Source organism: Hymenobacter wooponensis (assembly GCF_004745865.1).
Taxonomy (GTDB): Bacteria; Bacteroidota; Bacteroidia; order Cytophagales; family Hymenobacteraceae; genus Hymenobacter; species Hymenobacter wooponensis.
Genome location: NZ_SRKZ01000002.1, coordinates 286,751 through 311,982, shown reverse-complemented (window position 1 = coordinate 311,982; position 25,232 = coordinate 286,751). Strand labels below are relative to the sequence as shown.

The 25,232-nt window shown below is 52.9% G+C and carries 26 protein-coding genes and 1 riboswitch; of the genes, 15 read left to right on the top strand and 11 right to left on the bottom strand.

Features of this window, described 5'->3' with window-relative positions; all coding sequences use genetic code 11:
* Positions 1–26 precede the first annotated feature (26 nt).
* Complete coding sequence (locus EU557_RS07585; protein WP_135529795.1) at positions 27–578, top strand: hypothetical protein; 552 nt, start codon at positions 27–29, stop codon at positions 576–578.
* A gap of 11 nt (positions 579–589) precedes the next feature.
* Here the strand turns inward: EU557_RS07585 and EU557_RS07580 are convergent, their stop codons facing one another.
* The 3 genes from EU557_RS07580 to EU557_RS07570 all read right to left on the bottom strand — a co-directional run bounded on the left by EU557_RS07580 (position 590) and on the right by EU557_RS07570 (position 3,122).
* Positions 590–2,083 (bottom strand): hypothetical protein, encoded by a 1,494-nt coding sequence (locus tag EU557_RS07580; RefSeq protein WP_135529794.1) that lies wholly within the window; start codon positions 2,081–2,083, stop codon positions 590–592.
* A gap of 116 nt (positions 2,084–2,199) precedes the next feature.
* Positions 2,200–2,772 (bottom strand): AraC family transcriptional regulator, encoded by a 573-nt coding sequence (locus EU557_RS07575; protein WP_135529793.1) that lies wholly within the window; start codon positions 2,770–2,772, stop codon positions 2,200–2,202.
* A complete protein-coding gene (locus EU557_RS07570) occupies positions 2,769–3,122 on the bottom strand; it encodes a hypothetical protein (protein WP_135529792.1) in 354 nt (117 codons plus the stop codon). The genes EU557_RS07575 and EU557_RS07570 overlap by 4 nt, the downstream gene beginning before the upstream one ends.
* Before the next feature lie 276 nt (positions 3,123–3,398).
* Between EU557_RS07570 and EU557_RS07565 the strand changes: the two genes are divergently transcribed.
* Positions 3,399–3,674 carry a hypothetical protein gene (locus tag EU557_RS07565; RefSeq protein ID WP_135529791.1) on the top strand — a complete coding sequence of 92 codons (276 nt, stop codon included), beginning with the start codon at positions 3,399–3,401 and terminating at the stop codon, positions 3,672–3,674.
* Between the two features lie 177 nt (positions 3,675–3,851).
* Here the strand turns inward: EU557_RS07565 and EU557_RS07560 are convergent, their stop codons facing one another.
* Together EU557_RS07560 and EU557_RS07555 are read right to left on the bottom strand one after the other, a co-directional pair.
* Complete coding sequence (locus EU557_RS07560) at positions 3,852–4,943, bottom strand: beta-propeller fold lactonase family protein (RefSeq protein ID WP_135529790.1); 1,092 nt, start codon at positions 4,941–4,943, stop codon at positions 3,852–3,854.
* A 35-nt stretch (positions 4,944–4,978) separates the two neighbouring features.
* A complete protein-coding gene (locus EU557_RS07555; protein WP_135529789.1) occupies positions 4,979–6,937 on the bottom strand; it encodes a TonB-dependent receptor in 1,959 nt (652 codons plus the stop codon).
* Between the two features lie 175 nt (positions 6,938–7,112).
* Positions 7,113–7,340: riboswitch (cobalamin riboswitch) on the bottom strand.
* A gap of 117 nt (positions 7,341–7,457) precedes the next feature.
* Between EU557_RS07555 and EU557_RS07550 the strand changes: the two genes are divergently transcribed.
* Positions 7,458–8,057: a DNA-3-methyladenine glycosylase gene (locus EU557_RS07550; protein ID WP_135529788.1), complete on the top strand. Its 600-nt coding sequence runs from the start codon at positions 7,458–7,460 to the stop codon at positions 8,055–8,057.
* 175 nt (positions 8,058–8,232) lie between these two features.
* Here the strand turns inward: EU557_RS07550 and EU557_RS07545 are convergent, their stop codons facing one another.
* Both EU557_RS07545 and EU557_RS07540 read right to left on the bottom strand, forming a co-directional pair.
* On the bottom strand, positions 8,233–9,420 hold the full coding sequence (locus EU557_RS07545) for a class I SAM-dependent methyltransferase (protein ID WP_135529787.1): 1,188 nt from the start codon (positions 9,418–9,420) through the stop codon (positions 8,233–8,235).
* A 156-nt stretch (positions 9,421–9,576) separates the two neighbouring features.
* Complete coding sequence (locus EU557_RS07540; protein WP_135529786.1) at positions 9,577–10,191, bottom strand: hypothetical protein; 615 nt, start codon at positions 10,189–10,191, stop codon at positions 9,577–9,579.
* Positions 10,192–10,366: 175 nt separating this feature from the next.
* On the opposite strand from EU557_RS07540, the gene EU557_RS07535 reads away from it, so the two are divergent.
* From EU557_RS07535 to EU557_RS07525, 3 genes are all read left to right on the top strand, one after another.
* On the top strand, positions 10,367–11,119 hold the full coding sequence (locus tag EU557_RS07535) for a DUF4397 domain-containing protein (RefSeq protein WP_135529785.1): 753 nt from the start codon (positions 10,367–10,369) through the stop codon (positions 11,117–11,119).
* 142 nt (positions 11,120–11,261) lie between these two features.
* Positions 11,262–12,581: an adenosylhomocysteinase gene (gene ahcY / locus EU557_RS07530; protein ID WP_135529784.1), complete on the top strand. Its 1,320-nt coding sequence runs from the start codon at positions 11,262–11,264 to the stop codon at positions 12,579–12,581.
* 444 nt (positions 12,582–13,025) lie between these two features.
* Positions 13,026–13,841, top strand: a complete 816-nt coding sequence (locus EU557_RS07525; RefSeq protein ID WP_135529783.1) for a DUF1698 domain-containing protein — start codon at positions 13,026–13,028, stop codon at positions 13,839–13,841.
* A gap of 114 nt (positions 13,842–13,955) precedes the next feature.
* Here the strand turns inward: EU557_RS07525 and EU557_RS07520 are convergent, their stop codons facing one another.
* Positions 13,956–14,759, bottom strand: coding sequence for a T9SS type A sorting domain-containing protein (locus EU557_RS07520; RefSeq protein ID WP_135529782.1), 804 nt, complete (start codon positions 14,757–14,759; stop codon positions 13,956–13,958).
* A gap of 139 nt (positions 14,760–14,898) precedes the next feature.
* On the opposite strand from EU557_RS07520, the gene EU557_RS07515 reads away from it, so the two are divergent.
* The 7 genes from EU557_RS07515 (at position 14,899) to nadD (ending at position 20,225) form a co-directional block, all read left to right on the top strand.
* Positions 14,899–15,660 (top strand): glycosyltransferase family 2 protein, encoded by a 762-nt coding sequence (locus EU557_RS07515; protein ID WP_135529781.1) that lies wholly within the window; start codon positions 14,899–14,901, stop codon positions 15,658–15,660.
* Complete coding sequence (locus EU557_RS07510; RefSeq protein WP_135529780.1) at positions 15,657–16,715, top strand: glycosyltransferase family 9 protein; 1,059 nt, start codon at positions 15,657–15,659, stop codon at positions 16,713–16,715. Before EU557_RS07515 ends, EU557_RS07510 begins: the two co-directional genes overlap by 4 nt.
* Positions 16,716–18,035: an O-antigen ligase family protein gene (locus EU557_RS26030; RefSeq protein ID WP_135529779.1), complete on the top strand. Its 1,320-nt coding sequence runs from the start codon at positions 16,716–16,718 to the stop codon at positions 18,033–18,035.
* Between the two features lie 62 nt (positions 18,036–18,097).
* Complete coding sequence (locus tag EU557_RS07500; protein WP_135529778.1) at positions 18,098–18,736, top strand: sigma-70 family RNA polymerase sigma factor; 639 nt, start codon at positions 18,098–18,100, stop codon at positions 18,734–18,736.
* Positions 18,737–18,756: 20 nt separating this feature from the next.
* Entirely contained in the window at positions 18,757–19,041 is a 285-nt protein-coding gene (locus EU557_RS07495; RefSeq protein ID WP_135529777.1) for a hypothetical protein, read from the top strand.
* 9 nt (positions 19,042–19,050) lie between these two features.
* A complete protein-coding gene (gene gmk, locus EU557_RS07490; protein ID WP_135529776.1) occupies positions 19,051–19,635 on the top strand; it encodes a guanylate kinase in 585 nt (194 codons plus the stop codon).
* On the top strand, positions 19,632–20,225 hold the full coding sequence (gene nadD, locus EU557_RS07485; RefSeq protein ID WP_135529775.1) for a nicotinate (nicotinamide) nucleotide adenylyltransferase: 594 nt from the start codon (positions 19,632–19,634) through the stop codon (positions 20,223–20,225). Before gmk ends, nadD begins: the two co-directional genes overlap by 4 nt.
* Before the next feature lie 87 nt (positions 20,226–20,312).
* Here nadD and frr read toward each other — a convergent pair whose 3' ends face one another.
* The 3 genes from frr to EU557_RS07470 form a co-directional block, all read right to left on the bottom strand.
* Positions 20,313–20,876 (bottom strand): ribosome recycling factor, encoded by a 564-nt coding sequence (gene frr / locus EU557_RS07480; RefSeq protein WP_135529774.1) that lies wholly within the window; start codon positions 20,874–20,876, stop codon positions 20,313–20,315.
* Positions 20,877–20,967: 91 nt separating this feature from the next.
* Positions 20,968–21,729: a UMP kinase gene (gene pyrH, locus EU557_RS07475; protein ID WP_135529773.1), complete on the bottom strand. Its 762-nt coding sequence runs from the start codon at positions 21,727–21,729 to the stop codon at positions 20,968–20,970.
* Positions 21,730–21,832: 103 nt separating this feature from the next.
* Positions 21,833–22,336: an acyl-CoA carboxylase biotin carboxyl carrier protein subunit gene (locus EU557_RS07470; RefSeq protein WP_135529772.1), complete on the bottom strand. Its 504-nt coding sequence runs from the start codon at positions 22,334–22,336 to the stop codon at positions 21,833–21,835.
* Between the two features lie 98 nt (positions 22,337–22,434).
* Here EU557_RS07470 and EU557_RS07465 point away from each other — a divergent pair, with 98 nt between their 5' ends.
* Complete coding sequence (locus EU557_RS07465) at positions 22,435–23,244, top strand: M1 family metallopeptidase (RefSeq protein WP_135529771.1); 810 nt, start codon at positions 22,435–22,437, stop codon at positions 23,242–23,244.
* A gap of 2 nt (positions 23,245–23,246) precedes the next feature.
* Positions 23,247–25,031 (top strand): M1 family aminopeptidase, encoded by a 1,785-nt coding sequence (locus tag EU557_RS07460; RefSeq protein ID WP_135529770.1) that lies wholly within the window; start codon positions 23,247–23,249, stop codon positions 25,029–25,031.
* Positions 25,032–25,232: the final 201 nt, after the last annotated feature.

Below are 25,232 nucleotides of genomic sequence, written 5' to 3'. Positions count from 1 at the left end.
TATTTGACTTAGTATATCATGGCCTAATGCTCACATCACCACAACAACTTCCAAAGATTCCAGCGGCTGTCGCTCTTCAATGGATACAAGCCAAGCATCCTGTGCAGGGCTATCACATTGTTGGCCAGCTTAGCCTTCTCGGTTATCTCTACTTCGACTATCCCGTTGAAATAGAAAACTGCTGGGTAGATGAGTTAGTAGGATCGACTATGCATTACACCCACGCTGTAAGGCTGGTAAACTCACATTTTACACGATGCGAATTTGAGTTTGCTTACTTCACGCATGGATTGAGTATCGAAGGCTGCACTTTCGACAGTTACCTCGACTTTCAAGCAGGAGGCCACAACCAGCCAGGTTGTTTGGTACAGTTGACCGATAATATATTCAAGAGCTTCGTTAATTTCTTTGACTGCTGGTACAGATCTACTGTGCAGATAGAAAGAAACGACTTCCAAAAGGGAACTAACCTACTCGGTGCACCGCAAGGGTATTTAGTCCAGTTTGATGTGCCACCTCTGATTCAAAACAACACCGGTGACCTAAACCGAAACGATGAAGGGGATATACCTAGCTGAGCTACCGCACGCTACATCCGTTTCATCAAAGAAGGATTCAGGCGCAGATACACTTGGGCGGAAACGGGTGTGCGACCGTAGAAGTAGCGGATATCTGAGTCGGGGCGGTAGACGGTGGCCTGGGCACCCAAGGTAAAGTCAGTTTTTGCTACCTGGGCCACGCGGTAATTAGCGCCCACGGTCAGGCCGTGCACATTGTAGTTGGCGGTTACTTCCTCGTCGGCGGGCCCGAACAGCGGGATTCCCAGCTCTTCATTAGATTTCTGCACGAACTCGTAGCGGCCGTATACGGCGGGCTTGCCCAACTGCACATTGGTTTCAGCCAGCACGGAGTGTGAGGCGCTGCCGTGGCTATGGCCATCTGCCTCCACATGCTTATTCAACCCCCAAACCAGTGCTGAGGTGATGAAACGGTAGTCGCCCCACTGGTTACTTTGGATAATGGAAGCCGTAGTGCGACGCACGTTCTCATCTAGGTGCAGCTCCTCGGGACTCTTGATGTAGGCCTTCGATACCTGCAGGGCTAGGGAGGGCGTGGGGTTCCAGTTCAGGCGCCCGGCCCATGAGTCGGCGCGGGGCTTGTCGAAGCCGTAGCGGTGCTCATCAGGCTCCCGACCAGTAAAGTTGGAGCCTTCCAGCTTAAACTGCTTGTAGCGCAGGCCTACTGTAGCTACCCCAAAGGCAATGTGAGTAGCATCCTGCCAATGGTGGCCTAGGGCGGCATCGGGGTTGGGCATGGCCGAAATGCGGTGCATAAAGGCCACGGGCCCAATGGCCGGCTCACCCGGGTAGCCCAGGTACACAGTCAGGTCTACATCCTCGGTGAAAGCATGCGTATATGCAACACTTAGGGCGGAGAACAAGTCGTGGGGGTGCTGGCGGTCAATCAATGGCTTGCCCTTGTAGGCCTCTCCGCTCTGGAACAGCAACGGGTAGCCGTTGCCGCCTTCCGTGAGCGGGTCTAAGGAAATCATAGCCGTGAGGTTCAGCAGACCTTTCTCCCCAATGCGGCGCTGAGCCATGGTCATAAACCAGTTGGGAGCGTCAAAGGTGGTGCCGCCCCGCTGCCCATTACTTCGACCGATGTTCTGGTTGGTGTAGCGCAGGTTCAGGGCCCCGTGGTTCATAATCATCCACTGGCCCTTGTGGTGCATCCACATGAACATGGGTGTATTATCGGGGTTCCAGGCGGTGCCGGAACCGTTGCGGCTCATGGGCAAGTTGCGCGAGTAGGCGTGGCTCATGTTCATCCCCCCGTGGTCCATGCCAGCCATGTTACTCATATCGTGGCCCGAGTGGTCCATGCCCTGCATTGTCTGAGCCTTGCGTGAGGTATCGGGTGTGGCTGTCATGCCAGGCATAGTATGGCCCATGTGCTGGCTGTGGTCCACGGCTTTTTTGGCGCGGGCCGTGTCAGTGGGAGCGGCCATCTTGTGCATATCATGCTGGGCATAGGCAGTAGCCGAGAGCAGCAAAGCGGGCAGGAGTAGACGGGAAGAGCGCATAAAAAAGAAGTCGGGGTACTACAGCAGAATCACTCTGCAATAGTACCCCGACTTCGGAGTCAAAGTTTTACACGATTTGTGCTGGGCACGTGCAAGGTTGTGCCCGGCGCAGTAGCCTACACCAGTTGATCTAGCGAGAGGCGTTTGGGCATCAGGTCGCGGCGGAATTCACTTACTGAGCGGCCCGTTACTTGCCGGAACTGGTTGCTGAGGTGCTGGCCACTGCTGTAACGCATGTGCTCAGCTATTTCGCTCAGGGTCATTTCGTTGTAGCTGAGCATCTCTTTCACTCGCTCAATCTTCAGGCGAATGAGGTATTTCTCAATTGTAAGGTTGGCCGTGCGCGAGAACACCTTGCTAAGGTGCGAGTAAGTAGCCGCAAAGCGCTCCGTCAGGAAAGCCGATGTGGTAAGCGGCATGCGCGCCGTGCGCAGGTGTTCCAAGTATTCTACCAGGGCGGCCTTAATCTGTTCAGTCAGCTGATCAGCACGACCCAGGAGCACATCAAAGCCCGCTTCCCGCAGGATAGGAGCTACCGAGGCGGGGTCTACGGGCGTACTTTGATCTAGTTGCGCCTGACCGAGCTTTACATCGGTGGCATGATAGCCAGCTTGTTCGAGGAGGGTGCGCACGGCATCAATGCAGCGTGGGCAAACCATATTTTTGATGTGGAGGAGCGTCGTTTTCACGGGTGTTTAGTTGAGTCCAACCGCGTAGCGGTCCGCGTGGGTTTACGAGTGGAAGAAGGGGCAGCGGCAGAGCGAGGACGCCGAGTGGGAGCCGGCGGGGCCTCGGTCCAGGCGTTCCCGAACCAACTGGCGGCTGCCCAGGTCACGAAAGGCACAATGCCCAGAAACGTAACAGCCAACAGCCAGAAAAATACGAAAAATGCGCCAAACAGGCGGCCAAAGAAATGGTCCTGTACCCCAAACAAATACGCCACTAACAGCAGAGCCAGCCCAAAGCTGGTAGCAGCCAAGATAGCTGCCCGCCGCAGAAGCGGTTTGGTAGTAACAGACCAGGTGGAGGTACGGTTCATAAGCAGCCCAAAGAGGGGCGGCAAATATATTAGTTGCGTGGCGTATTGCGGAATACGCTGGGTGGGTCGCCGCGCTGAGGCAGCGGGTGGGGGTAACGTGTAGTCATGGTCGTGGTTTTATAGAATAAAACAGAACGGTAGCCTCCCCGTAACTCTCTCCTAACTCAGTAAGCCCAGCGCTGTTTCGTAGAGGCAGTGGTTGTACGCAAAAACCACGAACGAGGTCAGCCGTACAGCAGAATAGTTTCTCCTTTTCGTGCTTCTGTTCCCTACACCATGAAAACCATCATTTCACTTCGCTCAGTGGCTGCTACGCTGCTGCTTTCCTCAGCCCTTTTTACTACCGCCTGCGACACTGGCACCGATAAAGGTGACACCAACGTTGAGCGCGGCGACTACAAAAGAAAAGACCCCGATCCGGGCCACACTACCGCCTCTGACTCAGCTACCGCCGGTTTGCGCGGCGCTGAGGATACACGCCCAACTGGCCGTCAGCAGTACGAGGCCTCTGGTGATGCCCAAGACCACAACCGCGACGGTATTGCTGATTAACTAGCCGCTCAAATAGCTGCTGATAACCGATAAGAAACGCGAAATGGCCGGCCCCCAAAAGGAGCCGGCCATTTCGCGTTTCAAGTATGATATTGATATAAGTTGATATGATATTTATAAATAGTTGATGAGTGGGTAATTGTGGATAGTTGCTACAGCCCTCTCATCTTGCTCCTACTAATAGAAAACAAACCCATTCGGGCCGATGCCTACCGTGAATGAGTCGATGGCTGCGCCGTTGCTTTGGTAACGGATTACCTTATCGTTGGCTGTGAAGGAGCCGATGCCGCCATAAATCGTGTTGTCCTGTGGGTCGACGCCCAGGCCGTAGAAGCTCCGACGGATGAGCGGGTTAGTGGGCAGGTTTGCGTCGCCGATGCCCAGCGTGTACACTCCGCCCCGGTAGGTGTAGTATAGCTGGTCGCGGCGGCCATTAATGGTTAGCCGGCTAGGTGAGCTAGTGTTGGTTTCTACTTCCCGAGTCTGGGCCGTTAACTGACCAGGCACAATTAGGGATAGGCTGCCCTTAGTTGTTTTAGAGTAGTCGATGGCTGTGTAGTCGGCGTTATACACCACTTTACCGCCACTGAGCACCCACACGTTGCCGTTGCGGTCCGTCACGGCGCTGTTTGGGGAGTCGCCCACCGTAATGGTGCCTTCCACCGCGTCGGTAGCCGTGTTGATGACCGTTACGGTGTTGCCACCATTGTTGGTCACGTACAGGCGGTTGCCCGACACCGTTAGGCGCTCGGGCTGCGCACCTACCGCAATAGATTTGGTTACGGTGTTAGTCTTCAGGTTAATAACCGACACTTGTCCGTCGCCGCCGTAGGCCACTGTTTCCGTCACATAGCCTTTATCTGAAGAGGCGGCTACGAAATAGCGCGGCAGCTTCAGGCCAGTAATGGTAGCTTTCGAGCGAAACTTAGCCAGCGACACCACCTCTAGCTTATTGCTGTTGTTGACCACAATGTAGCCCAGGGAGTCCTGCACGGCCATGCTCTGGGCCACGTCGCCGAGGGGCCGGCCATTTACAGAAGTGAACAGGGTAGCATTGGTAACCCGGTTAGTAGCTTTGCTGAACAGACTGATATCGGAGTTGGCCCGGCGGAAGTTGCCCTCATTTACCACAAACACGCTGCTGGTCACAACGGGCTTTTCTTCGGGAGTGGGGTCATTATTCGGGTCGCAGCTAAACAGGGCAAGGGCGGCAGCACTGCTTAGTAGCACGCGGAATGGTAGGCCAGTAAAGGCGGAAAAAGACTTCATACTAAGTAAAGGTTGAGAAAGAAATGACGAAGAGATTAGTGCCACAGTAGTCGGAGGCTCAATGAGCCGTTGCGCAGAGGCATAGCGCTGTTCTGGTAGCTTTGGTAGCTGCGGTTGGTGAGGTTATAGCCCTGAGCCAGCACCAGCACTTTCCAGGTAGGCCCCACCGCCACGGTGCGGCCCACCGCCCCATTCAGCAGCAGATAAGAAGGCAGGAACTGCGTGGCGGAAGCATCGGTGTAGCGGTAGCTGGTAAAGGTGAGCGTGGTGCTGAGCTGCCAGCCGCGCCAGAGGTGGTCGGTGCTGAGGGCGGCTGCGTGCCGGGGCACAAAGGGCAGTTGCCGGCCTGTGGGGTCGGTATCGGCAGCCGTACCCTGGGTTTTCTCCGACTGAGTAAGGGCGTAAGACGCGCGGGCCGTGAGGTGGTAGGCCCCCGGCTCCCAGCCCAGCTGCGTGCTGGCCTCTAGGCCCTGAGCCCTTACCTGCCGCAGGTTGCGCGGTGACCAGTAGCCTGCTCCTGGCGTCCACTGCACCCAATTCTCTACCAACTGGCGGTAAGCTGTCAGCTCAGTGCGCAGGCGCAAGTGGGTGGGCGCTTGGGTAAACTCATGGACTAGGCCACCCTCGTAGCCTACACTTTCCTCGGGCAGCAAATTGGGATTGCCGCCGGGGCGCCAATACCGCTCATTGAGTGTTGGGGCCCGGTAGCTGCGCGAGGCACTGGCCTTGAGATTTAGGGCGTGGCTGGTGTTTTGCCAGGCTACCCACTCAGTGCCGATGGTAGGAGTGAGGGGGGGCTGTTGGCCAGGCAGCACTGCTTGGCGTACGTTCAAGGAAAGGCGTAGCCGGGGCCGTGGGTCGTAGCGTAGCAGCGCAAAGCCCGAGAAGCGGTTTTCAGTGCGCGGGCGAGTGCCATAGCCATCTACCTGGGCCGCGAAGTGCTGTGCTTCCAGCCCGGCCCGCAAGGAAGCATTAGGCGCCAGCCGCCACGTATGCTCGGCCTGGGCCTGGGTTGTATGCACCGTTGATTCGCTGAGGCCGCTTACATCATCGCGGTAGTTGATAACGTCTTCGAACCACGCCACCCGCGCTGCCCATTCGTGGCGGGAGCCTACATAACGGTAACCTGCCGTGAGGCGGCGACTCTGGTCCCGCTCGCGGGCATTGGTGTTGTTGGTGCCGATGCCCGGCTGAATCTGCCGGTCGGCGTCGGTGAGCCAGACGGCAGCCGTTAGCTCACTACGCTGGCCCAGGCGTAGCGTTAGGTCTTGCGTGATGCTAGCTTGCCGAAGTGCCGCGTTTTCCTGCTCGCGCCGTACTCGGCCGGCTGCTGCTCGCTCGTAATAGGCAAAATTATTTTCAGCTTGGCGGTATAGCAGGCTAGTGCGCAGGGCCAGCTTCTGATTGCTATAGCTAGCCTCTAAATTACCCGCCCGCAGCCCAAAACTACCGTAGTCGGCCTGAGCTGAACCGCGCCAGCCGGCATTCCAGCGCTCCGGCGCCGACAGTAGCACGGTGCCGCCCACAGCTCCGTTGCCGTATGTGGCGCTGGCCGGGCCGGGCTGAATAACTACTTGAGTAGCCCCACTAACCGGCAACAAGGCAAAATCAGCTTCACCCAGGGAAGGTAGGTTGATGTTAAACCCGTTCCAAAGTACAGCCGTGTGCCGGGCCGTAGTTCCTCGCAATGAAATGGAGGCAAGCTGGCCGGGCCCGTAGTTTTTGATGTACAGGGTGGTGCGGGCGCTTAGCACATCGGCCAGCGTACCGGTTTGGTAGGTGTTAAGAGCAAGGGAATCTAAAACCAGGCGGCGGCTGCCTACCGCAAAGCGGTCCAGTCGTAGGCCAGTAACCCGCACTGAGGGCAGCTGCTGCACCGTATCGGGGAGCAGCTGCTGGGCCGCGGCTGGAAAGGCTAGTGCTGCTAGGCACAGACCCGCCGCCGCTACCGGGGCCGCTCGCCGCCAGAACTGGCTATAGTGAACTACTTGCATCTTCCGAACTAAATTCTCGCAATCGAAAAATTCAGTTCAAAACCCTGAGCGTCCTGCGTCCGGCGAAGTGCCGCACCGCTGGTTCCCTGGGCCGAGGCCGAAAACAGATGAATATTCCGCGCCGCTGAAGCGCCGCCACTGCAATCATTCTCCGCCCTTCCTCCGAAGGCGCTGAACATTGGGAAATGTAAAGGCAGGTCTCCTGGCTTGCTTCGGGTCGGTCGCCTTCCCATTTCTCCGGCGCCTGCAGAGCGCAGCCGCTTTCCTCGAAACAGTGGCAGGGGGAATGACCGCCTGGTAAAAGAAGCGTACAGTTGCGGGGACAGCTCCGGCTTTAAACCGGATTCCCTTTTAAGCCTCGCCCCGCAGTTGGGGTCCGGCCACCTTTACAGCCGCAAAGATAGGCAATGTGGCCTAAGCTTCGGCTCCTCCGTATCCGGAGTTTATTCAATGGTGTGCCCTTAGTGCTTTTCGGCCGGAGACGCTAGAGGTTGTGCAGTGCCGTTCATTTACGCCCTTTATGAAAATCCCCCTCGAGTTTTACCGCCGCTCCAATCCCGTTGAAATTGCCCGTGAGCTAATTGGGAAGTACCTGTTTACCCAGATTGATGGGGTGCTGACCGGCGGCCGCATTGTTGAGACCGAGGCCTACGCCCACATCAATGACCAAGCCTGCCACTCTCATCTGGGCCGCTATACGGCCCGTACCAAAGTCATGTACGAGCCCGGCGGAGTGGCCTACACCTACCTGATTTACGGCCGCTATGTCCTGTTCAATATCATCACTAATGAAGCGGGCAAAGCGGATGCGGTCTTGATTAGAGGCCTAGAGCCTACTGATGGAATTCCGGAGATGCTGCTTCGCCGCGGGCTAAGCACCGTGCAACGCAACCTTACTGCTGGCCCAGGCTTACTAACCCAAGCCCTCGGCATCACCACTGCGCACTACGGTACCGACCTTACCGCCGATCTAATTTGGATGGAAGATAGAAGCGAAACCGTAGCTTTCGAAGATATAATAGCCTCTCCTAGAGTAGGTATTGATTATGCCGGCGAAGACGTGTCGCTTCCGTGGCGCTTCCGCCTTAAGGGAAGCAAGTGGGTAAGCCCCGCACGGTAATGCAGTGCCTGGGTAGAGTGGCCTAGGTAATCACTATAGATAGTTAACAGCGAATTAAGCCAAGGGTGAATACTATCCCTTTTGCCAATTGAGCAGCTGTATCTACTGAAAAGCCCTTACTTCTGCATCAGAAGTAAGGGCTTTTCAGTAGATAAATATGATGGCCTAGGCCTCTTTACAGTTTCTCGCAGACAAGCACCATCAGCTTGCCTTCTAGATTGGTGGTGGCAAAAAGATATAAGTCGCCGCCTTCGCGGATGCCGGTACGATGGCGGAACTCCGCTACAGTATCGGGGAAGTTACGGGTGGTAACGTGGGCACGGGCCTCAGGGCCTAAGTGAGCCCGTAAGGCTGTAGCATCATATTTTTCGGCCGCCTTAATCCGGAAAATTCGGCCCGGAAACTCTGGGCGCAAGATATCAGACGTATAGAGGTGGCTGTGCTGATGGAGCTTCAGCATCTCAAAAGCCGTCCCGACGCTGCGGAAACCGCCTGCTTTGAGCACTGCTACATTCGGCTCATAGAGGTACTGCTGCGGCAGGGCATAGCGAGCAATGGCACGGCCTTCGCGGGCTCGGTTTAGCCTGAATTCTTGCTGCTGACCATTTCTCAGCAGGTTAACCGTGAAACGTTCAGGGTCTACGGCAGGCTCGGGGCCTAGCTCATACAATACCTCCTTGCACTCGTTATCAACGGCTAGTACCCACAGCCGACGTACGTGGCGAAGTTCCTGGAGAGCCTGCTCAATATCGAGCATAGGTGAGGTTTTGAGCAGCACGCTCCGGCTCTTCTGCAGCAGCAGGGGCATGATGCGCAACACGTCCGGCTCGCAATCCTGCAGACGGAAAATCTTGCGGGCAGCGGTATCGCGCCGAGCGGGGTCAAGGTAGAGCCAATCAAAATGCTCCGTGGTGTTGCGCAGAAAATGCACCGCATCCTCGTTGTGGCAGACCACATTATCGATGCCTAACTGCTGCAGGTTATACCGTACCACATCTACCAGGGCCGCATTCCGCTCCACATAGTGCACCTCCGATACAGTGGCTGCAAAATGGGCAGAATCTACACCAAAACCACCCGTAAGGTCAGCAAGACGTTGCCCCTGAATTAGGCTAGCCTTATACGCTGCGGTGCGGGCAGAAGAGGCTTGCTCCACTGAAAGAGTGGGCGGAAAGATCAGGTCAGGATTTGCGGCCCAAGCGGGCAGCTTCGCCCGGGCTTTCTGGCGCGCCTGAATCTGGCGCACGAGGTCCGGGACGGGGAGGCCTGGGTATCGGCGGGCCTGTAGCGCCAGTTGAGCGGGGTCGTCGTGCAGATGCTCAGCAACATATTGCCGGGCCGCTGCCGGCAGCGGGTATTCCATGTAGGGTTCCTACGAAAAAACACTAGCCTTAGTCAGCATCTAAGGCAGAAAGGTTTATCAAACGTAAGGAGGAATCCGACAACTGACCACCAGAAGCTGGAAGTTAGTTGTCGGATTCCTCCTAAAAAGTCTTCTAAATACGTAACGCCAGTAATTCTAGCGCAGGTTCCAACTCAGTGCTACTTGCGGCTGGCCCCAGCGGCTAGCCGTTAGGCCTACGGTGCTAGGGCGCAGCATCTGCAGGGCGCCAGTACGGGCGGCGGGCAAACCAGCGTTATGCGCATCAACAGCCCGCTGGAAGTGCTCATTGGTGTGGCGTGAAATAAAAATGTTCGACAGCAGGCTGACGGCGGCCACTCCTACGGCTACTTTCTGGGTGTTATTGTGGTATTGCTGCACCTCAGGGTCAGAGAGTACTTGTTGACCATAGAGGCCTACGGCACCTACAAACGTCAGGCGCTCAGCCAAAAACAACCACTTCTGACGGCGGTAGTTGTTGAGCTCCTGCAATGCTTCTGGGTTGCCAGCTAAGTACGGACGTAGCTTCTGACCGAAGAAGCCCGCGCTCTTGTAATCATCATCTTTTGGGGTACCTAGGCCTGTAGCAAAGAAAAAATTCTTCTGCACCCCATTTAGTCCCCGTCCCTGGTCCTCCGGGCTAAGGCGGATCAGTGTGTTCGGCGACTGCTGAGCGTGGGCGAAAAATGTAATGAAAGCAAGAGGCAATAGGAGTAGTGCGCGGCGCAAGGTGCTAAAATTTGGAATCATCATAGATCGGAGCGTGTCAGCAAATGTAGTTGGCTAAACCACAGCTACCTAAGTCTCTCACCGAGAAAAAGGTGCAATCCGTCGAAGAAAAGTTTGCAAGCCAACTCAACAAAAGCCAATAGGCCTACGTTCAGTCGGCATCTTTATCAGCATTTCTTTCACCAAACTGTCCCATCCTATGAAAACCCTGACCTCCCTGCTCAGCCGCTCTGCTTTACTCGCGGCCCTGCCGGCTGCGCTGGCTTTCAGCTCTTGCTCCGACGATAAATCTGATCCGACTCCCGAGCAAGGTAAAGTGCTGCTGATTCATGCTGCCCCCTCTGCTAATGCGCGAGTAAAAGTGCTAGCAAATGATACAGAGCTGGGCCAACTCGATTATGGGCAGCTTAGCAACTACGTGACTGTAAACACCGGTACTCCATCATTGAAGATCAACGATGCCAGCTCTAACCAAACGGTAGCAACCAAGCAGGCCACAATCGAGAAAGATAAGAGCTACTCTGTTTTCGCGTACTCGCCTTCTACTGCGCTCGGCTCTGCCGATGCAATAGTAGTTCCTGACGATTTAACGGCTCCTTCCGCCGGAAAAGCAAAGATTCGGTTGGTACACCTAGGCCTCGGCTCACCAAATACAGTAAGCTTGGCTCAGCCAGCTGCCCTGACTGGCACTGTGGATATCATTCCCAATGTCGCCTTCGGTACGGCATCGTCTTTTGTAGAAATCACACCTAGTACGTACAACTTGGTTATCTCTACGGGCAGTGGTGCAACGGCTTCAACGGAAGTTACCGTTGGCGACGGCTCTGGCTCTGGTACAGGCACCAAAGCGTACGAAGCCGGCAAGATTTATACTGTGCTTGTGCGTGGTATCAAGAGTGCCAGCGTAGCTACTGACCTACGCACAAAGGCCATTGTTATTACTAATAACTAAGTTGCCTAACCTCAGGTGATTAGACAGCCCGTTCTCTAGTAGAGCGGGCTGTTTGCGTTTAAGTGCTTGTATTTCAATGGCAGAAGGAAAAGGTTAACAAATCAGCTACCTTTGTAGTTGATTCGAAAATATTCTCTGCATTATGGTTGAGACCAAGACCACGGCCTACGTTCCGTATAAAGTAAAAGACATGAGCCTCGCTGAGTGGGGCCGCAAGGAAATTCGTTTGGCAGAGGCTGAAATGCCCGGCCTGATGTCCCTGCGTGAGGAGTTCGGTAGCTCGCAGCCGCTGAAAGGCGCGCGTATTGCTGGCTGCCTGCACATGACCATTCAAACGGCTGTGCTCATCGAAACGCTGATTGCACTGGGTGCCGACGTTACGTGGTCTTCATGCAATATCTTCTCGACTCAGGATCACGCTGCTGCTGCTATTGCGGCTGCCGGCATTCCGGTATATGCTTGGAAAGGCATGAATGAGGAGGAATTCAACTGGTGCATCGAGCAGACCCTGTTCTTTGGGGAGAAGCGCGAGCCCCTGAACATGATCCTCGACGACGGTGGCGACCTGACCAATATGGTGCTGAACCAGTTCCCTGAGTTGGCTGCTGGCATCAAAGGATTGTCGGAGGAAACCACCACGGGGGTTCTGCGCCTTCTAGACCGCGTGAAGAACGGCACCCTGCCCATGCCGGCCTTCAACGTGAACGACTCGGTAACCAAATCGAAGTTCGACAACAAGTATGGCTGCAAAGAGTCGGCCGTTGACGCTATCCGCCGGGCAACCGACGTGATGATGGCTGGCAAAATTGCCGTTGTAGCTGGCTACGGTGACGTAGGAAAAGGTACTGCCGCTTCGTTGCGTGGTGCCGGTGCCCGCGTTATCGTGACGGAAATTGACCCAATCTGTGCACTGCAGGCCGCTATGGATGGCTACGCCGTGAAGAAAATGGCTAATGCCATCAAGGAAGCCGATATCGTGGTAACTGCTACTGGTAACTGCGACATCATCACGGAGGAAGCCTTCCGTGCGCTGAAGGACAAGGCTATCGTCTGCAACATCGGTCACTTCGACGATGAAATTGATATGGCTTGGCTGAATAAGAACTACGGCCACACTAAAGACACAGTGAAGCCGCAGGTTGACATCTACAATATCGATGGCAAAGAGGTAATCATCCTCGCCGAAGGTCGATTGGTAAACCTGGGCTGCGCTACCGGCCACCCCTCGTTTGTGATGTCGAACTCGTTTACTAACCAGACGCTGGCTCAGCTTGAGCTGTGGCAGAATGCTGACAAGTACGAGAACAAAGTCTACACTCTGCCCAAGCACCTCGACGAAAAGGTGGCCCGTCTGCACCTCGCCAAAATTGGCGTGGAGCTGGACGAGCTGAAGCCTAAGCAAGCAGATTATATCAACGTGCCCGTTGAGGGCCCTTTCAAGTCGGACCTGTACCGCTACTAGGCCATCCAGTTTAAAGTTTGTAACAAAAAGCCCCGCTCTACTGCAGAGCGGGGCTTTTTGTTAGTTGTTACGCAGCTAGGAAGAAGAAAACGCGCGATGGCATAGCACCACGCGTTCCTCTCTTTTGCTCAAGTAAGACATTATCTATAAAGTTGAGTAGGCTTTAACTATGCACATCATCCTAAAGCCAAATTGAGAGCTTGGGCATTATACTTAGTAGGTGTAGTGAATATATTTATATTTTATATATAAAGTTTGCTATTAAACCTGCGTTTTCCCTATTTAAGCAGGCTTTATCGACATGGTCACTAGTAGAAGTATTTACTGCTAGGAGTACATATTTGGATGAGGTGAAAAGTAATCTGGGGCTTGCTTTTGCTTGTTCATGGATGACTTCCCTCTCTATCAAGAACAATCTTTTGGAATTTATACAAGAATGCATCTATGATAAGCTACGTCTGGAAAGTCAGATTGCTGAAGCGCCCAAGATTCAATCTGTTTTGGCGGTATTGGAATGTCTGGCGTGGTAAAAAAGTAGGGAACTACTCAGAGATACCTACGCTCATACGCCAGTATGCGAAAGGGCACACCTTCGCTGATATTGGCTGTATGTGGGGCGTTAATGGAGAGTATGCTTTCCTCGCGGAGGAAGCAGGGGCCACGGCTGTAAAAGGAGTAGACGTGTTTGGCCCTACCCCTGAGTTTGAAGCCAAGAAGCGGGAGCGAAACTCTTCAGTAGAGTTTGTGTTGGGCGATATTGGTACTCAGGCAACACTCACGGAAGTAGGTAGCATTGAGGTCGTCTTTTGCGCTGGCGTTCTGTATCATCATCCTAGCCCTTTTGACTTGCTGGTAGCTTTACGGAAGGTCTGTAGCAAAACGCTCATTCTGCGAACCTCTACCATTCCTGAAGTAAAGGGCCTGCCCAACGCGGCCGTCTACTTTCCTATGCTCTCTGCGGAACAACGTAAGCTTTGGAACCTATCTAGCTTAGGGCTCTTAAATCAGGTGGGTATTACGAATGGTTTTGAGCCAGAGGAAGGATACGGAAACTGGTTTTGGGGATTGACTCCCAGTTGCCTAGAGTCTTTGTTGATAACTGCTGGTTTCAAAGTAGAACAACGGTTCACGGAGCCCTTTGCCCAAACGGTAATTTGTTCAGTTATCGCGCCGCCTTTCGTGCATGAGTTGCCAAATGAGCTAGATGCAAAAAGAAGCGCGGAAGCTATTTCATCCTTGGGAATTGCAAAACCAGCTTAAGCGCTCTTAAGCTAACTCACGTACGATTAGCCAGAATATATTATTGAACTCTTCCTTAGCTGCTCATCCATACGAAGCACGTTGGGGTTAATTAATTGGTGTCTGTTGAGTTGTTTACCGACTGATGAGCAATTGCAGATTGGTAGGTTTCTGGTCTGCTAGGCCACTGGCTCTAACTGTATACTGGCCTGCCGGTAACTGCGCTACGGGCAGGGTAAGTGTAGCAGCATCTGTTTCGGTACGGTACAGGCACTGGCCGCTAGTCGTAAACAGTTGTACTGTTCGCTTACCTGCCGCGGCGAAGCTTAATGTAGCATACTGCTGAGCAGGGTTCGGATAAAGTGCCGGAGCCGCCAGAGTAGGAGGTAAGGAGCCGCCGGCCACAGTAGAAGCGAACCGGTACACTGGAAAGCTATCAATCTCAGCGGAATAGAACTCGCGGAGTTGCCGCACATTAAACCGCAGTTGAATGGAATCATTAGTGGAGCTTTGGTACTGGACTAGCTCCGGGAAGGTGCCCCGCTTCACCACTTTCGACAAATCCATCATTTGCTGCCAGCCGGTAGCCAAGCCCTGCACCTCGTTACTGCGGATGCGTACGGCATGAACCCAGTACGTAGTATTCGTGTGGGGCTCTACTAAATAATACAGCTGCTTATGATGCAGCGCCCAGGCACTCAGTAAAGTGTCTTGGGTACCTGATTGAGTGAAGGTGTTGCGCTTTGATACGGGATCATACTGAACTTGCAAATTCAACGTGTCCTGTGCTGAGATAAGGCAGACTCGCGAGCCGAGCTTCTTTTCCAGATTTTGAGGCTGCTGGATCGGGAAGGCATTGAATGTAGCACTTGGGCTCTCGCAGCTAAGCAGGCCTAGTAAGGCTAAACCGAGAAAAGCAGAAGCGCGAGAGAAACCCATATCCGTTTGATTTGAAGTGGCCTACATCTTCTGTTCATGCTAGTTGCAGGCAAAATGTAACCTTCTATGAACGGTAGTGGAGGTATGCCTGTAAATCCCGAAGCCGATTAGCAGCCAAATTGCGGATATTTGCCCCTGTATGCCCGCTGTTTCGTTATCCGTCGTCATCATCACCTACAATGAAGAACGCAACATTGCCCGCTGCCTAGAGGCTGCGCGTGGTGTAGCCGACGAAGTAGTGGTAGTGGATTCTTTTTCTACCGACGATACCGTGTCCATCAGTCAGCAGTTAGGCGCACGGGTGGTTCAACACGCTTTTGAGGGCTATGTACAGCAGAAGAATTATGCCACCGCGCAGGCCACGCACAACCATGTCCTACAGCTTGATGCTGATGAAGTTCTCACAGCAGAGCTCCGCCAAAGTATTCTCGCTGCCAAGCAAAATTGGCAAGGTGCCGGCTACACTCTGGCCCGCCTTACTAATTACTGCGGCTCTTGGGTGCGCCACGGGGGCTGGTATCCCGACCGCAAGCTCCGCCTTTATGACCGCCGGCTAGGCCAGTGGGAGGGCCTGCTTCTACATGAGCGCTACGAGGTAGCGCCAGGCCAGTCCGTAGGAGTACTCACTGGCGATGCCTTGCACTACTCTTACGATTCCGTTGAGCAGCACGTACAGCAGCTTAACCGCTTCACTAGCATAGCAGCCGACGAGCTATGGCTGCGGGGTAAGCGTCGGGTTTCGCTTTTCCATTTACTACTGAAGCCTTGGTGGAAATTTGTGCACGGCTACTTCTTTCGGCTCGGCTTTCTTGATGGCTTTGCAGGGCTGAGTATTGCTACTATCTCGGCCTGGGGCGTATTTCTAAAATTCGCCAAGCTTAAAACCAAAGCTGCCGCATGAAGACATTTCTCATCAGCCGCACCGATGCTATTGGCGACGTCGTGCTTACCCTACCAGTAGCTGGGCGCCTTAAGCAGCTCTATCCGGGCTGTCGGGTGGTCTTGCTTGGGCGCACATACACACAAGCAGTAGCCGAGGCTTGCCCGTGGGTAGATGATTTTCTGAATTATGATGAGCTGTTAGTATTACCAGTGGCGTCGCAGGTGGCGCTGTTGCGTAGCCAACAGGCCTACGCTATGTTGCACATCTTCCCCAACAAGCTACTTGCTAGGTTGGCTCGCAAGGCTGCAATACCAGTGCGCATTGGCACACGCAACCGCCTATTTCACTGGCTAACGTGCAACCGTCTAGTTGCCTTGAGTCGTCGCCATTCACCGCTGCACGAAGCTCAGCTTAACCTGCAATTGCTGGAGCCACTTGGCCAGGCAACCGTGTTGCCGCTGCCAGAAACAGCTGCTTTGGTTTGCTTACAGGCTACAGTGGCTCTACCGGAGCATCTCCAAAAATTGCTGGCTGCTCGGCAACCCAAGCAATTAAACGTGGTACTTCACCCACGCAGTCGAGGTAGTGCCCGTGAGTGGGGGCTGCCACATTTCGGTACCCTAGCCCGGTTGCTGCATAAAGCAGGGCACCGCGTGTTCGTAACAGGTACCGCCGCCGAAGGGGAGGAACTGCGTGACTGGCTTCAGCAACACCAACACTTCCTAGCCGCTGACTTGACCGGGCAACTCAGATTACCCCAGCTTATCGCGTTTATTGGTGCCACTGATGGTCTTGTAGCGGGTAGTACCGGTCCTCTGCATTTGGCCGCCGCGCTAGGCCGGCAGGCGCTAGGCCTGTATCCACCTATTCGCCCCATGCACCCCGGCCGCTGGGCTCCCCTAGGGCCTCACGCTGAGTATTTAGTATTTGATAAGCCTAACTGCCAGGATTGCCGCAAGCAGCCGGCTATGTGTACTTGTATCAAGGCGCTAGAGCCAATACAGGTAGTAGCTCGTATCCAGACGTGGCAGGCCTTACCAATGGCGCCGGTTGCATCTACTGTTGTTAGCTGAATGGGCGCCCAGACTACAAACGCCTCTTCACGCGAACCATGGTGGTACTCCTGGTGGCATTCTGGGCTGTTATCACAGCATCTGCTGCTGCTAGCGTGTGCCGCGGGCGTCGCAGGCCTCCTTGCATCTCGGGCGTTGGTAGCGCTTAGCCCGGTAACGGGCGTGATAGCTGCTCTTGCTAACCCAGCGCTAGGGCGGGCGCTAGGCCAGTGGTTACGGCTACGCACTGTCTGGGCACCTGCGGCGCTGTATTATCTATTACTATTAAGTGGTTTCTACACTGAACAATGGGGCGTATGGCGCCACGAAACATTTCGCTTACTGCCTTGGCTTGGCGTACCACTGGCTTTCGGCGTAGCCGTACCACTTTCCCAACGGCAACGATTTGGAATAGGCCTTCTGTATGTTGGCGGTACTGTGCTTATAGGGTTAGCCACTCTAGGCCAATACTTCCTAGATCCGGCAGCAGCAAATAAAGCCTTCGGATTAGGGCAAAGCTTGTCATCCGTAACGGGCATTTTTCATATTCATTTCGGCCTAATGCTAGCATTAGCGGCCTTCTTTGCCCTCTTGTTGCGCCGGAATGCCCTTGTCGCTCCGGCCTTACGTCTGGGGCTCCTGTTGGCCGCAAGCTTGTGCGTTTTGACCCTGCACCTACTGGCCTACCGCACAGGGTTGCTGGTGTTTTACGTAATGGCGGTGCTCGATGCCCTGCATCTTATAATGCGGCGGCGTTTGCTGCTAGGCCTAGGGGTACTACTCTTGCTTGTAGCAGCTCCTTGGATAGCCTATCACACCTTAGGTTCTGTACATCAACGAATGGATGCTACCATCTGGGATGTCCAACAAATTCAACTCGGACATGATATCAACGAGTACTCCCTCTCTCGCCGGATAGCTGCTTGGCAAACTGCCCTTACCATTTCAGAAGCCCAACCGTGGCTTGGAGTAGGGTCCGCTGATGCGTATGTAGCAATGATGGATCAGTACAGTTGGAAGGATTTTGGCCTTCGGCCTGAAAACCGCGTAATGGTTCATAATCAGTACCTCCATCAACTACTAGGTGGTGGAATAGTAGGCCTATGTTTGTGGCTGCTGGTGCTATTTGGGCCATTTATGCAACCTAGCCTGCGGCGCAATCCGTACGTGTATCACTTCCTGTTGATGGAAGCTACCGCTATGCTGGTAGATTCGCTGCTTGAATTACAGATTGGCTTCAATTTGTTCGTGTTTCTCTACGGGTTTATCGTGGTGGCCACCGAACGCCGTGTTAGTCAAGAAGCTGAAACGCTAAAACCTTCCGCCCTTCCTACGGTATAATCCGTAACATCATTTGTCTATCGGCAGTATTTTTTCAATATTCAGCCGCAATTTCAGCGTTTATGAGCGACTCTCCCGAACGGGTTCCCAAACTGAGCAAAGAGGAAAAAGACCGGCGTTTTCAGGCCGAACTCATGCCTGTGCTCGATTCGCTATACAACTTCGCATTTCGACTTACGCTCGACGAAGATGACGCAAATGACCTCGTACAGGAAACTTATCTGAAAGCATATCGCTTCTTTGAGTACTTCGAGCAAGGAACAAACGCCAAAGCGTGGCTGTTTCGCATCCTGAAAAATTCGTTCATCAACGATTTTCGCAAAAAAAGTAAGCAGCCTGCTAAGGTTGACTACAGCGAAATCGAAGGGTACTACAACTCAGAAGACGTGGAAGCCGAAGGCGACGCCGGCAGCACTTCTTCTGACATGCGGCAGCAAGCCGTGCGCGACCTCATCGGCGACGAAGTGGCCAGCGCACTCAACTCGCTACCCGTGGATTTTCGTACTGTCATTATCCTCTGTGATCTAGAAGGGTTCACGTACGAGGAAATGGCCAAAGTACTTGATATTCCCATTGGGACGGTGCGCTCCCGCCTACACCGGGCGCGTAATTTCCTGAAGGACAAGCTTGAAAGATACGCTAAGTCGATGGGCTACGGCTCCGAAGACGGCGAAGAAACCGATTTAGAAGACACCGAATAAACTCCTGCCAGGAAACAGCTATGGAAACTACTTCTACAAAAACCAACCAGAGCGGGGCCACGTCCAATGCCCCCGACTGTGAACGCGTGAATACAATACTCGACCAAATTATCGTAGGCCAGGAGCCCACGGCGGAGGACGAAGATTACTTCGTAAATCATGCCGAAGATTGTTCCCCTTGTTTCGATAGCATCGATAAGCAGCGTGTTTTTATCGATTTCTTGTCGCAGCATGTAGGCCGCAAAGGCGCTCCTTCTTCGCTACCTAACGCAATTCTTGCGCGCGTTCAGGCAGAAATGGCCTAATTTTACCCCATGCAGGGTAAAATCATCGCCTTTTCGGCTCCCTCCGGAGCCGGCAAGACCACTATTGTTCATCGGCTACTGGAAAGAATTCCAGAGCTAAGCTTCTCAATATCAGCTTGTACGCGTGACAAGCGCGGCCGGACAGAAGCCAACGGTAAAGACTATTACTTCATCTCCGTTCAGGAGTTTCAGGAGAAAATCCGGCACGATGAATTCGTGGAATGGGAGGAAGTGTATGAAGGTGCCTTCTACGGAACGCTCAAATCTGAAATTGAGCGTATCTGGGAAGGAGGCCACCACGCCGTGCTGGACGTAGATGTTAAGGGCGGTTTAAGTATTAAGGAGTTTTACAAAGACCGTGCCTTGGCCGTGTTCGTAAAACCTCCATCATTAGAGATACTGGAGCAGCGTCTGCGCAACCGCGCTACCGATTCTGCTGCTAGCATTTCTTCTCGTCTCTACAAGGCCAACTTTGAACTAACGTTTGAAGATCGTTTCGATGTAACTATTGTAAACGATGATTTGGATCGAGCTATTGATGAGGCAGAGCAGCTTATCCGTAAGTTCATAATGGCTGAGTCAGAGATATTGTGAACAGTCCCACTTCGGAAAAGAAAGTTGGGCTGCTCTTCGGCTCTTTCAATCCCATCCATACTGGACACCTGATCTTAGCCAACTACATGGCTACCCACACCGACTTAGATGCGGTGTGGTTAGTTGTGTCGCCGCAGAGCCCATTCAAGGTAGGCCAGGAGCTGCTTCCTGAGGCCCACCGCTATGAACTGGTGCAATTGGCTATTGCAGGAAACCCCCGATTGGAGGCTCTCAACATTGAATTTGAGATGCCCAAGCCTAGCTATACCATCGACACACTCGATGAGTTGCACCGGCGTTACCCATTGTATCATTTTGCGCTCCTGATGGGTGAGGATAATTTACCTGGTCTGCCACGATGGAAAGAGGCGGAGCGTATCCTTAGTGAGCACGAGGTATATGTCTATCCTAGGCCAGGAGTGGATGTTACTGCAGTAAATGCGCATCCGGGAGTAAAAGTGGTAGATGCTCCACTGCTGGATATCTCGGCTACCTTTATCCGGGACTGCGTGCGAGAGCACAAGTCTATCCGGTATTTGGTTCCTGATGCTGTGGAGGCCCGGATTGAACAAGGTGGATTCTGGCGCTAGGCTAGTAGAGACATAGTAGAAGTTAAACTAAAAGCCCCGCTCATTCAGAATGTGCGGGGCTTTGTTATGAACTGAAGTTAGCTCAAATCAGATAGTCATGATCTCGCTTTCCTTCTTGCTTAGCAGATCATCTACTTTAGTGATGTAAGCATCAGTAGCTTTCTGCACTTTGGCTTCGGCATCCTTAATAGCATCTTCTGATGCTCCTTCTTTCAGAAGCTTCCGCAACGAGTCATTCACATCTTTCCGGATACCGCGAATGCGCACCTTGCCGCTTTCAGACTCTGACTTAGCCTGTTTTACTAGCTCCCGACGACGTTCCTCTGTCATGGCAGGAATATTCAGGCGTACTCCCTCTGCGTCTGACTGTGGGTTGAGGCCTAGGTCGCTGTTCTTAATAGCCTTGGCTATTTCGCTGATCATGTTCTTCTCCCAGGGCTTAATAAACAGCGTACGAGCATCTGGTGCCGATACGTTGGCTACCTGTGCTACGGGAGTAGGGGTGCCATAATAGTCTACCCGCAGCGAGTCGAGCATAGCCGGCGAGGCCTTGCCCGCCCGTATGCGCGTTAGTTCTACGCCAGTGTGCTGCAAGGCTTTGCCCATTGATTCCTCAGCCTCGTCGAGGTAAAACTTAATTTCTTCGTCCATATGTGAAGGAATGAAAAGTGAGAAATGAAAGTCTAGGCCACGGTTATCGCTTTACCTCAACTTTCACTTCATCATACTGATTGACTTGTGCTTATATAGCAGGTTGCAGGGTGCCGGGTGTAGAAGACGGTTGCGCTTCTGAGCCATTCATGCTCACTAGTGTACCTACTTTCTCCCCCTCAATCAGACGCTGCAAATTGCCTTCTTTGTTCATGTCGAACACAATAATCGGCAGGTTATTCTCCTTGCAAAGTGTGAAGGCCGTCATGTCCATCACGTTGAGGTTTTTTGCCATAACCTCATCAAACGTAATGTCTGGGTAGCGCACCGCCGTTGCATCCTTCTCTGGGTCCGCCGTGTAAATGCCATCTACGCGTGTGCCTTTCAGCACCACATCTGCCTCAATCTCGATGGCTCGCAAGGAAGCCGCCGAATCGGTAGTAAAATAAGGCGAGCCAATGCCGGCTCCGAAAATAACCACGCGGCCCTTTTCTAAGTGACGTAAGGCCCGGCGGCGGATATATGGCTCGCAAACTCGCTGAATGGTTACTCCCGAAAGTAAACGGGTGTTCACGTTGAGCTTTTCCAGCGCACTCTGTAAAGCCATGGAGTTGATGACTGTAGCCAGCATACCCATGTAATCGCCTTGCACGCGGTCTAAGCCAAATGCCTCTGCCTGTACGCCTCTGAAGATGTTGCCACCACCAATAACCACGGCTATTTCGGTGCCCGTGGCCGCCGCCGTCTTGATTTCCTCCGCGTACTGCATCAGTCGATCGGCATCAATACCGTACTGTTGCTGACCCATGAGCGCTTCGCCGCTCAGCTTTAGCAGAATCCGTTTATACTTCAAAACAAATGGGGTTAGGCGTGAAATGCGGTGTATAAGCTAGCCGTAGGCCAGTATCTATTGCAAGAGCAAAGGTACCAGATCCGGTTTTTTACGAAAGGGTGGCCTAGCTAAAGAGCACTAGTACTTGTCCTTTCGTAACGTTGTCTCGCAAGGTTACTTTGATGGCCGAGATAGTGCCCTCACCAGGTGCTTTTAGAATATTCTCCATTTTCATGGCTTCCAGTACCAGCAAAGGGTCGCCTTTCTGAACTACTTGGCCCGGCTCTACTCGGATGTCTACAATAAGGCCGGGCATGGGAGCCTTCAACTCATTGACTTTGCTGGCTGTGGTGTTGCTCATGCCCAGCTTGTCCAACAATAAGTCAAACCGGTCTTTGGCCTGCATCTCTAAGCGCTGCCCATTGAGCTTCAGAACAAAGGCCTTAGCAGAGTAGTCTACCGAGATAAGCTCAGCTGCGAAAGACTGACCTCCATATAAGATATGGTATTGCCCGTTCCCTAAGGAGGCTAAATCCCATTCAAATGCCTGGCCGTTTACAGTGATGGGGCCGCCGGAGCGGTAATCGATGTCCCAGACTTGGTCGGGACCGGTGCGTACCTGTAGCATGTGGGAGAGTATGGGGTAGAGCGGAAAAGGGCTTAAAGATAGGTCAAATCTGAAATAAATTCGGAACTTGACCTTTCATTCCCCTATTGCGTTTCTTCATGAAATATCCGGTCCTCGGTGCTCTTAGCCTGATTCTGACCTGTTATATAGTGGCCCCGGCCCAGACTACTACTACGTCTAAATCAGCCACTAATAAAACAGCTGCGCGTAAGAAAGTAGCTGCTCCCGCAGCAGCAGCTACCGCTGCGCCTGCCCAGTTGCCGGTGCCCAACTGGTTGCCACCCACAAGTCCTGTTCAGCCGGCAGCCACTATTGTTCACGATCTACTAGATACCAAGCTGGATGTCCGTTTCGACTGGGCCAAGCAGTGGCTATTAGGTACAGCAACTCTAACAGTTCGGCCGCACTTCTACGCGCAAAATCAGCTTGTTCTGGATGCGAAGGGTTTTGACGTCAAAAGCGTCGAGCTAGTGAATAGCAGCACTAAAAAAGGGAAAGATCTAAAGTTTACTTACGATAAGAAGAAGCTCACCGTCTCTCTAGATCGTTCCTATACCCGTACTGAGCCGTATCAGGTACGTATCCAGTATATAGCCAAACCCAATGAACTGCCCTCTACCGGCGGCAGCGAGGCTATTACGGATGATAAGGGGTTGTATTTCATCAATCCTCTTGGCATGGATAAAACCAAGCCCCGTCAGATTTGGACGCAAGGAGAATCAGAATCAAGCTCCTGCTGGTTTCCGACGATTGACAAGCCGAACCAGCGGATGACGCAGGAAATCAGTATCACCGTTGAGAGCGGATTAAAAACTCTCTCAACGGCTTGCTCACTTCCTCACAGCGCAACCCTGATGGCACCCGCACCGATGTTTGGAAGCAGACTTTACCAGCGGCTCCTTACTTAACTATGCTCGCTGTTGGAGACTTTGCAGTAATCTCCGATACATGGCGTGGTAAAGCTGTCAATTACTACGTTGATCCAGCGTATCAGCACACCGCTAAGCAAGTATTTGGTAATACTCCGGAGATGATGGAGTTCTACTCTAAGAAACTTGGTGTTGATTTTCCATGGGAAAAGTATTCACAAGTAGCAGTGCACGATTTCGTATCCGGTGCTATGGAGAATACTACTGCCACGACTATTCAACAGCAGCTTGTGCAGTTTACGAATCGCGAGTTACCCGATGTTAGCTATGAAACGGAGGCCGTAATTACTCACGAGTTGTTCCACCAGTGGTTCGGCGACTATGTAACCACTGAGTCATGGGCTAACCTGCCACTGAATGAATCTTTTGCTGATTACTCAGAATACTTATGGGCAGAGCACAAGTATGGTGCTGATGCTGCTGGCCTAGTGCAGCAAACTAAGCTCAATAATTATTTGCAGGAGGCCCAGACCAAACGAGAGCCCCTAATTCGGTACCGGTATGCAAACCGGGAAGACATGTTCGACCGGCATTCATACGACAAAGGTGGCCGGGTACTGCATATGTTGCGCAGTTACGTTGGCGATGAGGCGTTTTTTACTGCTCTAAACCGGTATTTAACCCAGAACAAGTACTCTGCTTCCGAAATAGCCAAGTTGAGAATGGCTTTTGAAGACGTGACAGGGGAGGACCTAATGTGGTTCTTTGACCAGTGGTTTATGCAGCGTGGCCATCCGGAGTTGCGTATTACCCACAGCTATGATAATGGGCAGGTGGCTTTACGTGTGCGCCAGGTGCAGGATACTCTATTTCAGCCAGTGTATCGTTTACCAGTCACGGTCACTACTTGGAGCAATAACCAGCCCACTGATCACCGTGTTGTTATTACTAAAGCAGATCAGACGTTCAAGCTACCAGCAAGCCAAAGGCCTAGTCTGGTTAAGTTCGATAACGAAGGTGTTTTACTAGCTCAACTCGATGAGGAGCGGACTCAGGATGAGTTGATCTACCAATACAATCACGCCCGAAGCTACCTACAGAAATTCGAGGCACTTGATGGCCTACGAAATAAGACAGCTGATCTTAACGTCAGTTCACTTTTCCGTAATGCTGTAAATGATAGCTTTTGGGCAGTTAGACAAACGGCTCTCGAAGGACTGCGTCGATACAAAGGAGCCGAAGGCAGCGCCGTTAGAAAGGAAATTCAACGCGCAGCACTTAATGAAAAGAAGGGAGTAGTACGGGCGGCGGCTATTACTACACTAGGCTCCTTCCCCAACGAAGACTTCAGCGAGGTGTACTCGGTTGCCCTGCGCGATAGCTCCTATCTAGTGGTAGGCGCCGCCGTCGATGCGCTAGCCAAAGCTCCCACTGTGGCTACTCGCGAACCAATCAATGCCCTACAGAATACCAAGAACCCGGCGTTAATTACTGCTTTGTCTAACTACTATGCTCTCAACGGCACAGCAGATCATTATCAGTGGTTCCTTGCCAGAAGCAAAGATGCCCCAGGGGAAGTACTGTATACCTTGCTAGAGAACTTCGGGACGCTTATGCAACGCATGCCCCCGATTGAGCGCGAAAAAGGAATTCAACGGCTAGAAACGCTCGCCCGTACTCACCCCATGTATTACGTGCGCTTAGGGGCGTATAAAGGATTGAATGAATTAGTAACTAGTATGCCGGTTCTCAAACCCACGCTTCAGGACATCCGCGCCAAGGAAAAGGACGAACGTCTAAAGTCGATCTACAGCCTCATTCAATAAGTGGAAATTTTTTTCGTCTTCGGCTGAAGCTGTTGCAGTTTGCTTGTTATAGAGTATCAGAGGGTTGTGAAGCAGGTTGGAAGAAGTAAGGAAGGATTAAGAAAAAAAGTCAAAACGTTTTTTCAATTAAGTCTTGACTTGCATCAGAAAGCCCTTAATTTTGCAGCTCCAATCACAACCGCAACGGCCTCGGCATACGGA